The sequence below is a fragment of the Tenacibaculum litoreum genome (assembly GCF_964513915.1).
GTDB classification, from domain to species: domain Bacteria; phylum Bacteroidota; class Bacteroidia; order Flavobacteriales; family Flavobacteriaceae; genus Polaribacter; species Polaribacter litoreum.
Map to the genome: position 1 here is coordinate 149,141 of NZ_CAZEQS010000002.1, position 12,346 is coordinate 161,486.

Below are 12,346 nucleotides of genomic sequence, written 5' to 3' on the forward strand. Positions count from 1 at the left end.
CAACTATAATGAGAAAAATATATTCACTATTCGTAATCACATTGCTTTTAGCCTCATGTGGAGGTAAAAAAGAGCAGTCTGTACAAGACGTAATAGCATCTAACGATTTAGCCAAAATTAGAGAGAAAAAAGCATCGTTAGATACACAAATGCAAACACTATCTGATGAAATTAAGATTTTAAATGATAAAATTTCTGAATTAGATACAAACAAAAAAATTCCATTAATTACAGTTCTTTCGGCAAAGGAAGAAGTTTTTAATCACTATTTAGAATTACAAGGGGCAGTACAAACAAAGCAAAATGTATTAATCTACCCAGAAATGCCAGGGCTACTAGTACGTATTTATGTAAAAGAAGGTCAGTATGTTAAGAAAGGACAAACCTTAGCAAAAATTGACGATGGAGGTTTAGCTAATCAATTAGCTCAAATAGAGGCACAAGCTGCATTAGCAGAAACAACCTATAAGCGTCAAAAGCGTTTGTGGGATCAAAAAATAGGATCTGAAATTCAGTTTTTACAAGCAAAAACTAATTATGAAGCACAAACAAATGCCGTTAGTCAGTTAAGAAGACAGTTAGCAAAATCAGTAATTACAGCACCTTTTTCAGGAGTAATTGATGATGTAATAAAAGAGCAAGGAACTGTAGTAGCACCAGGAATGGGATCGGAAGTTTTTAGAATTGTTAACTTAAAAAACATGTATATCGAAACAGATGTACCTGAAAGTTACATTACTTCTATTAAGAAAGGAAAAAATGTAGAGGTTGAGTTTCCTGTTTTAGGAGAGAAATTAACTTCTAAAATTCGTCAAGCAGGTAATTTTATTAATCCAGCAAATAGAACGTTCAAGGTAGAAGTAGGAGTGCCTAACCATGAGGGTAAGATTAAGCCTAATTTAACAGCAAAGTTAAAAATCAACGATTACTCTAATGAAAATGCAATTTTAATTCCGCAAAGTATTATTTCTGAAAATGCTAATGGTGAACAATATGTGTATGTGGTAGAGGATATCAAAGATCAGGTAGGAACAGCTAAGCAAACAATTATAACTACAGGGAAAACGCAAGGAGATATTATTGAAGTTTTAAGCGGAATTGAAAGCGGAACAAAAATTATTGAAGAAGGAGCTCGTAGTGTAAAAAACGGACAAGAGGTTAAGGTGTTAGCTGTTAGTAAATAGTTTTTTAGTCGGTAGAATGAAAGAGATTAAATTCCAGTTCGAAGATTTAAAAGTGTATCAAAAATCACTTGATTTTGTAGATATTGTTTATAAAGTTAGCAATACGTTTCCAAAAGAAGAAAACTATCGATTAACGTCACAATTCATAAGGGCAGCCACTTCTGTTGCATTAAATATTGCAGAAGGCTCAGGAGATACAAACCCGCAATTTTCTAGATTTTTGCAAATAGCATTAGGTTCTGTTAAAGAATGTGTGGTTTGTGTAGCAATCGCTAAAAATCAAAAGTATATTTCAATAGAAGAAGAAAATAATTTAAGAGAAAGATTAGAAGAATTATCAAAGATGATAAGCAGTCTTCAAAAGTACCTTAAAAACACTAACGACTAAAAACTAAAGTCTAATGACTGATAAAAAACAAAAAAAACAAGTAGATAAAGAGTTTGGTTTATCCTCTTGGGCAATAAATAATAAAACAACTATCTATGTAATGATGGTTATGATACTTATAACAGGTATTTCTGCCTTTTTAAGTATGCCAAGAGAAAATTTCCCAGAAATTAGAGAAACCAAAATTTATATAAGTTCTCTGTATCCAGGAAATACAGCTGAAGACATTGAGAAATTAATTACCGATCCGTTAGAAGATAGACTTAAAACGGTAAGCAATGTAGTAGAAATTACGTCTACATCGCAAGAAGATTACTCAATGGTAGTTGTTGAGTTTGACGAAAACATATCAGTAGATCAAGCTAAGCAAAAAGTAAAAGATGAAATAGATCAAGAAACGTCTGGAGAAGATTGGCCTACGTTTAACGGAGCTAAAGTAGAACCGAATGTTTTTGAGCTAAGTATTTCTGAAGAAATGCCAATTCTAAATATCAATATCTCGGGAGATTATCCAGTAGATAAATTAAAAGAATTTGGTGAGTATTTGGAGGATGAAATTGAAGATTTACAAGAAATTAAAAAAGTAGATATCCGTGGTGCTGAAGAAAAAGAAGTTGAGGTAGCTGTTGATATTTACAAAATGATGGCAGCGCAAGTAAGTTTCCAAGATGTAATTAGTGCAATTAACGGAGGTAACTTAACAATGTCGGCAGGTAATTTAATTGCTAGTGGACAACGACGTACTGTTAGAATTTTAGGAGAAATTGAAGATCCACAAGAATTACAAGATTTTGTTGTAAAATCAGAAAAAGGGAATTCAATTTACCTTAAAGATATTGCAAAAGTTTCTTTTAAAGATAAAGATAAAACTACCTATGCTCGTGAGTTTGGAGAAGCAGTAGTAATGCTGGATGTAAAAAAACGTTCAGGAAAAAACATGGTTGAGGCTGCTGAAAAAATTCAGAAAATTGTAGAAGATACCAAAGCCAATATATTTCCAAGTAATTTAAAAGTAACCATAGCTAACGATCAATCTTCAAAAACTATTGGTCAGGTAGATGATTTGGTAAATAACATCATCTTTGGGGTAATTTTAGTAGTATTAGTACTAATGTTCTTCTTAGGGTTCAAAAATGCTTTATTTGTTGGATTTGCAATACCAATGTCAATGTTCATGTCACTAATGATATTGAGTTGGCTAGGATATACGATGAATACTATGATTCTTTTTGGGTTAATTATGGGATTAGGAATGTTGGTAGATAACGGAATCGTAGTCGTTGAAAACGTATATCGTTTAATGGATGAAGGGATGCCTAGAATTGAAGCTGCTAAAAAGGGAATTGGAGAAATTGCATTTCCAATTATTATCTCTACAGCAACAACAGTAGCAGCATTTATTCCATTAGGAATGTGGCCAGGAACCATGGGACAATTTATGATTTATTTCCCTGTAACATTATCTGTAGTATTAGGTTCATCATTATTTGTGGCAATATTTTTTAACTCTGTGCTAGTATCGCAGTTTATGAGTGTTGAAGATAAAAATATGCCATTAAGACGTATTATAATCTTATCGTCAGTAATGGCAGTGATAGGGTTGTTAATAGCACTTTTAGGTGGAACTTACAGAGCATTGGGAACGGTAATGATTTTTACAGCTATTATGTTGTGGATTTACCGATTAGCTTTACGTCCATGGGCAAATCGTTTTCAAAATACAGTATTACCGCGTTGGGAACGTTTTTATGAAAGAATGTTGAGAGCAGCCTTGAGAGGATGGAGACCATACATTATTTCTTTAGGTACTTTAGTCTTATTATTTATTGCTTTTGGAGGTTTTGGAGCCTCAATAGGAAGTCAACGTACTAAAGTTGAGTTTTTCCCAGACAACACACCAAACCAGATTATTGTGTATATCGAGTATCCTCAAGGAACTGATATTGAAAAGACAAATCTGATAATGAAAGATTTGGAAGAGCGTGTATATAAAGTATTAAACTCACCAGAATATGTTGATAATGGTTATAATTTCTTAGTAGAAAGTGCCGTTTCACAAGTAGGAGCAGGATCTGGAAACCCACAAACAGATGGAGGTTCAACTGCGGAAATGCCTCATAAAGGAAAAATTACTGCTTCCATGCGTGAATACAAATATCGTAGAGGAGCAGATAGTAAAGAGTTACAAAGAAAAGTTACCGAAGCATTAAAAGGAATTTATCCAGGACTAGAAATTTCAGTAGAAAAAGAAGCAGTAGGTCCACCAGCAGGATATCCTATCAATATAGAGTTAGAAGGAAACGATTATGCAGAATTAATCAATACTGCTGAAAAGATGAGAGACTTTATCAATTCAAAGAGTATTGCAGGGATTGATGAATTAAAGATTGATGTAAACAAATCTAAACCATCAATGTTGGTAAATGTTGATCGTAAAAAAGCAGGAGAATTAGGAGTAAGTTCATCACAAGTAGGAAACCAGTTGCGTAACGCTATTTTTGGTTCAAAAGCAGGAGTTTATAAAGAAGATGGAGATGATTATGATATCTATGTTCGTTTTAACAAAGAAAACAGATACAATAAAAGTGCAATTTTCAATCAGAAAATTACTTTTAGAGATATGTCTTCAGGTACAATTAAAGAAATTCCTGTATCAGCAGTAGCAGAACAAACAAATACCTCTGGGTTTAGTGCAATTAAGCATAAAGATGTAAAAAGAGTGGTAACAGTATATTCAGCTTTAGCTCCAGGATATACAGATGCAGCAGCTATTGTGTCTAAAATTCAAAATGAAATGAAGACGTTTACTGAAAAACCAGATTCAGTAAAAGTTGATTACACAGGGCAAATTGAAGAGCAAAACAAACAAATGGCATTCTTAATGAAAGCATTTTTTGGAGGGTTAGGATTAATTTTCTTGATTTTAATTTTCCAGTTTAATTCTGTTTCTAAGCCAGCAATTATTATGCTAGCTATCTTTTTAAGTTTAATAGGTGTATTTGGAGGATTAATTATAACAGCTAAGCCGTTCGTAATTATGATGACCATGATGGGGATTATTTCGCTGGCCGGTATTGTGGTAAACAATGGGGTGGTATTACTCGATTATACTCAGTTATTAATAGATAGAAAGAAAGTAGAGCATGGATTATCTGCAGATGAGTTTGTAGATGTACATACTTTAGGAGAAGCTATTATTAGAGGAGGAAAAGCACGTTTACGTCCAGTATTATTAACGGCAATCACAACCATTTTAGGATTGATTCCATTAGCAACAGGTTTAAATATTAATTTCTTTACCTTAGCTAGTGAGTTGAATCCACATATATATGTTGGAGGGGATAATGTAATTTTCTGGGGTCCATTAGCATGGACTGTTATTTACGGATTGTTTATAGCAACCTTCTTAACATTAATTGTAGTACCGATATTATTCTACTTAATCACTAAGTTTAAAATGTGGTTACGTAGCGTTTTATAATTGATTTTTTGTTAACTATAAAAAGGGTTAAAAGTAATTTACTTTTAACCCTTTTTTAATTGTGTAGAACAAAAAGTTAATCAGGTAATCGATCTCTGTCCTTTTTCGTTCTGTTAAATCGATAAGTAAAAGTTACAGAAGAATATCTACCAATAGGTTTACTATATCTTGTTGCGATGTAATTTTCACCAGTAATTAACTGTTTACTTACTCTAGAATCAAAAATGTTGTTCATGTTTAAAGTAAGTGTGGCTTTGTCGTTCCAAAAATCTTTGCTCACACCTATGTTAGCTCTATACTGAGCTTCAGTAAAAATTTGTCCGCTTTGTCTTTCTCCAAGATAATTTAAGCTAGATTGAATAGTTAATCTTGAAAACTTCATTCTAGAATTTAAACGAGTAGACCATGTGTTGTCATCAACAGTGTATATTCCTCTTTGATTGAAAGAATAATAGTTGAATTCACTTGATAATCTCCACCATTTATAAGGAGAATATCGAATGGCTAATTCTGCACCAAATCTTTTTTCTATTCCTGAGTTGATAGGTTTGGATATTAAAGCTCCAAAAGAATTTGTTGATACTAAAGTTTCAAACACATTAGTAGTTCGTTGGTAATATATTGATGGGTTTAAAGTGAATTTATTCCATCTTTTTAATAAACCTAACTCAAAAGAATTGGTATACATGGGGTTTAAATCTGGGTTACCTACACGTATGTTTCTGCGGTCAGAAATTCCACCAAAAGGGTTTAAGTGCCAAAAACTAGGGCGTCTAATTCTTCTACTATAACTTAATTGCAAATTAGTAGCTTGATTAAAGCTGTATGTAAAATGGGCAGTAGGAAATAAATCAGTATACTTTTTACTAGTTTTAAATTGATTGTTTCTGTCGGTACTTCCAGTATTGGCATGTTCAGCACGTAAGCCTAATAAGTATTGAAGTTTGTTTTTTTTGTTTCCATATTGAATATAGGCTCCGTAAATACGTTCATTATACTTTAATAAATTGTTTAAACTATCAATTATAACAGCATTATCCCAAACTTTATAATCACTATCAATATTTCTAATTTCTCCCTTTATTCCCATTTCTACATGTGATTTTTCTGAGATAGGTAGTTTAAAGTCAGTTTGGAATAAAAAATCTTTACTACTTTCTATGTCTCTACTTCGTAGAATATTTACAGCTGAGGTCGCAGGGAATTGTTGTTGCTCTTTGACTAATTCATTTTCGTCATCATTCCAAAAATCGTATTGAAAGTTAGCGGTAAATTTCTGCCCTTTTTTAGTGAATGTTTTTACGTAATTTAATTCAATTTGATTTGCTTTTTGAGGTTCTTTATATGATTCTTGTGTAGTAAGGATACTATCTGTTTGTTGTGTGCTGTCTAAAAAGTTAAAGGTATAATCAACATTGTTTTTACTTGTATTGTTTCTATGGTAGTAACTTAGGGTAAGAGTGTTTTTATCATTAATGTAATAATCACTTCCAAAATAAAGGTTAAAAGTACTACGGCTTCTAGTAGTATTAGTTACTCTGTTAGAATAAGAGGTTACTGTCCCATTATCGAGGTTAGTTCTGTTCAAATAACCATTTCCATCGAAAGACATATAACGGTACCCAATATTAGAAAATAAATTAAATTTCTCTTTTTTGTAGTTCATATTGTAGTTGATGCTATGATTGTCAGGAATTCCTGTGGTTAACTGTAAAGAACTACCAAAACCACCATTTTTATTTTTCTTTAAAATGATATTGATGATTCCAGCTGTTCCACTTGCGTCATACTTAGCAGAAGGATTGGTAACTACTTCAACCTTTTCTATGTTTTCGGAAGGAATTGATTCTAAGCCATTGTTTGCTGTTAAAACAGAAGGCTTCCCGTTAATTAAAATACGAACATTCGGATTGCCTCGTAAGCTTATACCTCCTTCAATATCTACACTTACTGACGGAACGTTATTTAAAACATCATTAACAGAACCACCTTTAGAAACTAAATCTTTACCAACATTGAATACACGTTTATCTAGTTTGTACTCCGTAGTAGATTTTTCGGCTGTAATTTCTACTTCATCTAGGGCTTGTAAGTCTTCTTGAAGAAGAATAGTTTGAAGTGATTGGTTTTTGGTTAGTGAAACATTATTCATTGAATGATTTTTAAAACCAATAAACTCTACTTTAATATCATATTGGCCTTTTTTAATATTCATTAAAAATTCTCCTTGGCTATTAGTAGATTCACCAGCAACAACTTCATTTGTATTTGGGTTGGTTAAAATAATAGTAGCAAACTCTAAAGGTTGTTTGGTGTTTCTTTCTACAACTTTACCTGTAAGTGTTATTTGAGCAGGTAACTGAATAGAAATAAATAGTAGTAGAATAAATAAAGACTTTTTCATTATTACTTAATATTTGAATTATGCAGCAAAGATGAATTTAAAAGACATGCGGGTTTGTTGTAATAGATAAAACACTACAAATAATCGACGTATAAATAACTATTCAATAGGTGAAGAATTTAAGGGGGAGAAAGGTTTTGTTCAGGGGGTAAAAGCTCTAGTTTGTCGATTTGGAGTCATAAGTACTCAAGGTATTTATATATTTACAAACTATGATTACAAGAGAAGCAATTATTAAGTTTTTTTCAGAGAGTAGGGTGTTACAACACGTACTATTTTGGTGTGTGTTTCTTGTTTTAGACTTTCCTAAAGATTCACTTATATACCAAGAAGAGTTTTCTTTTTTAGGAACTTTTGTGATGTCTATGTGTCATATGATTCCCAAGATAATTACATCTTATTTCTTAGCCTATTATGTTATTCCAAAGTTTTTGTTGAGGAAAAAATATGTAATGACAGTTGTTTTGTTTTTAATAGCAACATATTTATTTGCAGCGTTTAATAGAATCTTGGTTGTACATGTAGGAGAAACATTAATAAGGAAAGGAGTGTTTACACAAGAGCCTATTTTGGAGATTTTAATCGATTGGAAAAAGTTGTTGTTTGGTTATATTCCGAATATGTATTTAACAACTTTGATTTTTCTTTCAGTAAAATATTTTATGGATTATAAGAGAGTTAAAGAAAAAGAACTGGTATTTGAAAAAGAAAAAACGGAAGCAGAATTAAAAACATTAAAAGCACAATTAAACCCACATTTCTTATTCAATACCCTTAATAATATTTATAGTTTGTCTTTGAGTAACTCGCCAAAAACACCAACCTCAATAGGTAAATTATCAGAAATGTTAGATTATGTATTGTATAGATGCAATACCAAGTTTGTATTACTTTCTAATGAAATTAAATTGATAGAAAACTATATAGAGTTAGAAAAACTAAGGTACGACTCACGTTTAAAAGTTTCCTTAATAAATAATGTAGAAAAAGATATCAAGATACCACCATTGATATTGCTATCGTTAGTTGAAAATGCTTTTAAACACGGTGCAGGAGAAGATAGTGGGTCGCCTGAAATTAAAATTGAGCTTTTAAGCTCAGAGGATAGCTTTAAGTTTAAAATATCTAATACGGTTTCCAAAGATTATGTCCTAAAAAAAGAGAGTATAGGCTTGTCAAACGTTAGAAAACAATTAGATTTAATCTATCAAGACCAATATAGCTTGACAATAGAGAATGAAGGAAATGAATTTAATGTAGTTTTAAAGATTTATTCAAATTAAATAGTTGATGAAAGTAAAATGTTTAGTGGTTGATGATGAGCCTTTAGCAAGAGAGTTAATAGAGAATCATATATCAAAAATACCAGCACTTGAAATAGTTGGGAGCTGTGATAATGCACTTAAAGCATTTGAAGTTATAAGTTCTCAAGAAGTAGATTTATTGTTTTTAGATATAAAAATGCCAAACATTACAGGAATAGATTTTTTAAAAACAATTAAAAACCCTCCAAAAACAATTTTTACAACAGCCTACAGAGATTACGCCCTTGAAAGTTATGATTTGGAAGTGCTAGACTACTTATTAAAACCAATAACTTTCGAGCGTTTTTTTAAAGCAATAGATCGTTTTTTGAGGTCAATAAAGGAGAGTGATATACCTATAACTAAAGAAAGTGAAAACACAGAAGAGTTTTTGTTGTTGAAATCAGGAAGTAAGTATCACAAAGTCTTTATTGGAGATATATTATTTATAGAGAGTTTAAAAGATTATGTAAAAGTTCATACTGTTAATGATAAACGCGTTGTAACTAAGTATAAGATAAGCGATATTAAAGAAAAATTAAATAGTAATTTTTTAAGAGTTCACAGATCTTATATTATCAATACGAATAAAATATCAGCTTTTACAATTAACGATATTGAAATAAATTCAAAAGAAATTCCAATAGGAGCTAGTTATAAAGAAAAGGTAATCTCTTTTTTGAATCAATGGAAATAGAATTTATATTTTCGTGCTATGAACAAACCGGTTTTTACAGTTGAAGAAATAAAAAGGAAGATAGAGCAGTATTGTGTGTATCAAGATCGATGTCATAAAGAAGTAGAGAAAAAACTTAAAGATTATAGCTTAATTCCAGAAGCAAGAGAGCATATTTTACTGCACTTGTTAGAGCATAATTTTCTGAATGAAGAACGCTTTGCAAAAAGTTTTGCAAGAGGGAAATTCAGAATAAAAAAATGGGGAAAAGACCGAATCGTTAGAGAATTGAAATTTAGAGATATTTCTGCTTATAATATAAAATCAGCTTTGAAAGAAATTGACGAAGAGGCATATATAAAAACTCTTTATGAATTGGTAGAGAAAAAAAATGCATCGGTTTCAGAAACCAATCATTTTAAACGAAAAAAGAAAATTGCAGACTATCTTTTGTACAGAGGTTTTGAAAGTAATTTAATATACGAAGCTTTAAAAACTATTGATTCTTAAATAAGCTGTCAAGGTTTATTTCACTATCAAATTGTTTCTTAGTGTAAACCGTATTAATTTTATCATTAACACTACTGAAAAGAATCATAATTTTTTCAACTTGATTGTTAACCTGTTGGGCAGAAATAGAAGGAATAAAAGTCATGTCTGCTAAACGTAAAGTTTCATTTTCAAAAACATTAATACGAGCTTTAAAAGCAGGTGTTTTAAGAGGTTCTATATTTAAACTATCCTTAAATTGTTTGGTAAGTGTTTTTAACTCTAAAGCATTGTTTAAAGCCTCAGTAGGAGTTGTATTTTTCAACTCGTGCAAAAAATCTTCAACAATAAAGTATTCTTTCCAAGGTTTAATTTCATCAACGTACTTTTCTTTTATTTCAGAGTAGTCAGTATGTTTAACCGAAATATTCATTTCAGTTTTAGTAGGTAACTCTTCCTTTTGCTCACTCTTTTTTTTACAAGAAGTAGCTAAAAAAAATAAAGAAGCAATAACAAATAAAAAACGACTCATTTTAATAAAATAATTAAGCGATAAAAGTACATATTTTACTTGGTATTCTTTGTAGAATTAAATTAGAAGTTTGAAATCAGTAGATTAGCCATCTCTTTTGTAGATAGTTAAAAAAGAACAAATGCTTTTTGCGAAATCTTAAATTTAATAACTTTGCAAACATCTATTTTTGAATAATTTAAAATGAGTGAAACGATATTAATTTTAGGAGCTTGCGGGCAAATAGGAACAGAATTAACCCAAAAATTACGTTCTATTTATGGGGCAGATAATGTAATAGCTTCAGATATTAGAGAAGGAAATGCAGAAATGATGAGTTCAGGACCTTTTGAAATCATCGATGCTACCAATCAAGAGCAAATTTTAAGTGTTGTTCAAAAATATAAAGTAACCCAAGTGTATTTAATGGCTGCCATGTTATCAGCAACCGCGGAAAAGTATCCATTAAAAGGTTGGGATTTAAATATGACTTCGTTATTGGCGGTGTTAGAGTTGGCAAAAGAAAAGCATATTCAAAAAATATACTGGCCTAGTTCAATGGCTGCTTTTGGACCAACATCACCAAAAATGAATACACCACAACAAACCATTATGGAGCCTTCTACGGTTTATGGAATAAGTAAAGTAGCAGGAGAACACTGGTGCAATTATTATCATGATAAATATGGAGTAGATGTACGAAGTATTCGTTACCCAGGAATTATAAGTTGGAAAACTTTACCAGGTGGAGGAACTACTGATTATGCGGTAGATATTTACTTTGATGCGTTAGAAAAAGGAACTTTTGAGTGCTTTTTGTCAGAAAATACACGTTTACCAATGATGTATATGGATGATGCTATCAATGCAACTATCCAGTTAATGCAAGCGGATGAAGAAAATATTAAAACAAGAACTTCATATAACTTAGCGGCAATTAGTTTTACACCAGCTGAAATAGCTACTGAAATTAAAAAATACATTCCAGAATTTACCATCACGTATAATCCAGATTTTAGACAAGCGATTGCTGATAGTTGGCCTCAAGTAATTGATGATTCAGCAGCAAGAAAAGATTGGGGATGGAGACATCAGTTTGATTTAGCTTCTATGACTAAAGATATCATTACCAATTTACAAGCTAAGGCAGAAGAATCAGCAGAAGTGTAAGGTTGTATTTATGCTTTCGTCTATGTTATTCAAGTTTTATAGTGAAGTGTAACTTAGGTTACATATTCTTTATTATAGATGAAATATTTTTGTAATAACAATATATGTTAACGATGAAAAAAATTATTCAAAATAGCTTAGAAAGAGCATTGTCTTATACAGAATACAGAAATTTAGTAAGCGGTTTGTTAGCAGAAGGAAAATCTACTGGACCTAATCAGTCAGATGATTTATTAAACTATAGTAAGTTAAATGATAAACGTATGAAGCGTTTAGACAAAACGGTAAAATTAACCGAAGAAACACTTGCTAAAATTAAAGATGTAAAAGAACCACAAACTTGGTTGGTATTAACTGAAGGTTGGTGTGGTGATGCAGCACAAAATATTCCTGTGATAAACAAAATAGCAGAAGAAAATCCAAACATCAATTTTAAATTGGTTTTAAGAGATGAAAACTTAGAGTTGATGGATGCTTTTTTAACCAATGGAGGAAGATCAATTCCTAAGTTAATTGCTTTAAATAAAGAAAATGAAGTAATCAATACTTGGGGACCAAGACCTACTACAGCTACTAAAATGGTTGTTGATTATAAAGAAAAACATGGTAGCTTGGATGCTGATTTTAAAACAGATTTACAAGTTTGGTACAATAAAAACAAAGGAGAAAATACACAGGAAGATATAGTGTCAATGCTTCAGTAATAAAACATATAAAATAGCTAGAGATTCCCCTTTTT

At 31.2% G+C, this 12,346-nt stretch carries 10 protein-coding genes; 8 read left to right on the forward strand and 2 right to left on the reverse strand.

The window, feature by feature from the left end:
• The first annotated feature begins 8 nt into the window (after nt 1-8).
• Genes ACKTTR_RS01880 through ACKTTR_RS01890 form a run of 3 tightly spaced genes read left to right on the forward strand, consistent with a single transcriptional unit; the run spans nt 9 to nt 5,053 of the window.
• Nucleotides 9-1,184: an efflux RND transporter periplasmic adaptor subunit gene (locus ACKTTR_RS01880; RefSeq protein WP_408026265.1), complete on the forward strand. Its 1,176-nt coding sequence runs from the start codon at nt 9-11 to the stop codon at nt 1,182-1,184.
• A gap of 16 nt (nt 1,185-1,200) precedes the next feature.
• Complete coding sequence (locus ACKTTR_RS01885; protein ID WP_408026266.1) at nt 1,201-1,572, forward strand: four helix bundle protein; 372 nt, start codon at nt 1,201-1,203, stop codon at nt 1,570-1,572.
• 13 nt (nt 1,573-1,585) lie between these two features.
• Nucleotides 1,586-5,053, forward strand: a complete 3,468-nt coding sequence (locus ACKTTR_RS01890) for an efflux RND transporter permease subunit (RefSeq protein WP_408026267.1) — start codon at nt 1,586-1,588, stop codon at nt 5,051-5,053.
• 76 nt (nt 5,054-5,129) lie between these two features.
• On the opposite strand, the gene ACKTTR_RS01895 is transcribed toward ACKTTR_RS01890, so the two are convergent.
• The gene (locus tag ACKTTR_RS01895) at nt 5,130-7,457 is read right to left on the reverse strand and encodes a TonB-dependent receptor domain-containing protein (RefSeq protein ID WP_408026268.1); all 2,328 of its coding nucleotides are present in this window, start codon (nt 7,455-7,457) and stop codon (nt 5,130-5,132) included.
• Between the two features lie 212 nt (nt 7,458-7,669).
• On the opposite strand from ACKTTR_RS01895, the gene ACKTTR_RS01900 reads away from it, so the two are divergent.
• Genes ACKTTR_RS01900 through ACKTTR_RS01910 form a run of 3 tightly spaced genes read left to right on the forward strand, consistent with a single transcriptional unit; the run spans nt 7,670 to nt 9,947 of the window.
• Nucleotides 7,670-8,740, forward strand: coding sequence for a sensor histidine kinase (locus tag ACKTTR_RS01900; protein WP_408026269.1), 1,071 nt, complete (start codon nt 7,670-7,672; stop codon nt 8,738-8,740).
• A 7-nt stretch (nt 8,741-8,747) separates the two neighbouring features.
• The gene (locus ACKTTR_RS01905) at nt 8,748-9,458 is read left to right on the forward strand and encodes a LytR/AlgR family response regulator transcription factor (protein WP_408026270.1); all 711 of its coding nucleotides are present in this window, start codon (nt 8,748-8,750) and stop codon (nt 9,456-9,458) included.
• A gap of 18 nt (nt 9,459-9,476) precedes the next feature.
• On the forward strand, nt 9,477-9,947 hold the full coding sequence (locus ACKTTR_RS01910) for a regulatory protein RecX (RefSeq protein WP_408023666.1): 471 nt from the start codon (nt 9,477-9,479) through the stop codon (nt 9,945-9,947).
• Here the strand turns inward: ACKTTR_RS01910 and ACKTTR_RS01915 are convergent.
• Complete coding sequence (locus tag ACKTTR_RS01915; protein ID WP_408026271.1) at nt 9,934-10,458, reverse strand: hypothetical protein; 525 nt, start codon at nt 10,456-10,458, stop codon at nt 9,934-9,936. The two genes, ACKTTR_RS01910 and ACKTTR_RS01915, sit on opposite strands and share 14 nt — an antisense overlap.
• A gap of 183 nt (nt 10,459-10,641) precedes the next feature.
• Between ACKTTR_RS01915 and ACKTTR_RS01920 the strand changes: the two genes are divergently transcribed.
• Both ACKTTR_RS01920 and ACKTTR_RS01925 read left to right on the forward strand, forming a co-directional pair.
• On the forward strand, nt 10,642-11,607 hold the full coding sequence (locus tag ACKTTR_RS01920; RefSeq protein WP_408026272.1) for an NAD-dependent epimerase/dehydratase family protein: 966 nt from the start codon (nt 10,642-10,644) through the stop codon (nt 11,605-11,607).
• A gap of 113 nt (nt 11,608-11,720) precedes the next feature.
• Nucleotides 11,721-12,311 carry a thioredoxin family protein gene (locus tag ACKTTR_RS01925; RefSeq protein ID WP_133538004.1) on the forward strand — a complete coding sequence of 197 codons (591 nt, stop codon included), beginning with the start codon at nt 11,721-11,723 and terminating at the stop codon, nt 12,309-12,311.
• The last annotated feature ends 35 nt before the right edge of the window (nt 12,312-12,346 follow it).

Coding starts and splice junctions, on each gene's coding strand:
- ACKTTR_RS01895 (WP_408026268.1), bottom strand. CDS start 7,457: ATGAAAAAGTCTTTATTTATTCTACTACTATTTATTTCTATTCAGTTA.
- ACKTTR_RS01920 (WP_408026272.1), top strand. CDS start 10,642: ATGAGTGAAACGATATTAATTTTAGGAGCTTGCGGGCAAATAGGAACA.
- ACKTTR_RS01925 (WP_133538004.1), top strand. CDS start 11,721: ATGAAAAAAATTATTCAAAATAGCTTAGAAAGAGCATTGTCTTATACA.
- ACKTTR_RS01885 (WP_408026266.1), top strand. CDS start 1,201: ATGAAAGAGATTAAATTCCAGTTCGAAGATTTAAAAGTGTATCAAAAA.
- ACKTTR_RS01905 (WP_408026270.1), top strand. CDS start 8,748: ATGAAAGTAAAATGTTTAGTGGTTGATGATGAGCCTTTAGCAAGAGAG.
- ACKTTR_RS01880 (WP_408026265.1), top strand. CDS start 9: ATGAGAAAAATATATTCACTATTCGTAATCACATTGCTTTTAGCCTCA.
- ACKTTR_RS01890 (WP_408026267.1), top strand. CDS start 1,586: ATGACTGATAAAAAACAAAAAAAACAAGTAGATAAAGAGTTTGGTTTA.
- ACKTTR_RS01910 (WP_408023666.1), top strand. CDS start 9,477: ATGAACAAACCGGTTTTTACAGTTGAAGAAATAAAAAGGAAGATAGAG.
- ACKTTR_RS01915 (WP_408026271.1), bottom strand. CDS start 10,458: ATGAGTCGTTTTTTATTTGTTATTGCTTCTTTATTTTTTTTAGCTACT.
- ACKTTR_RS01900 (WP_408026269.1), top strand. CDS start 7,670: ATGATTACAAGAGAAGCAATTATTAAGTTTTTTTCAGAGAGTAGGGTG.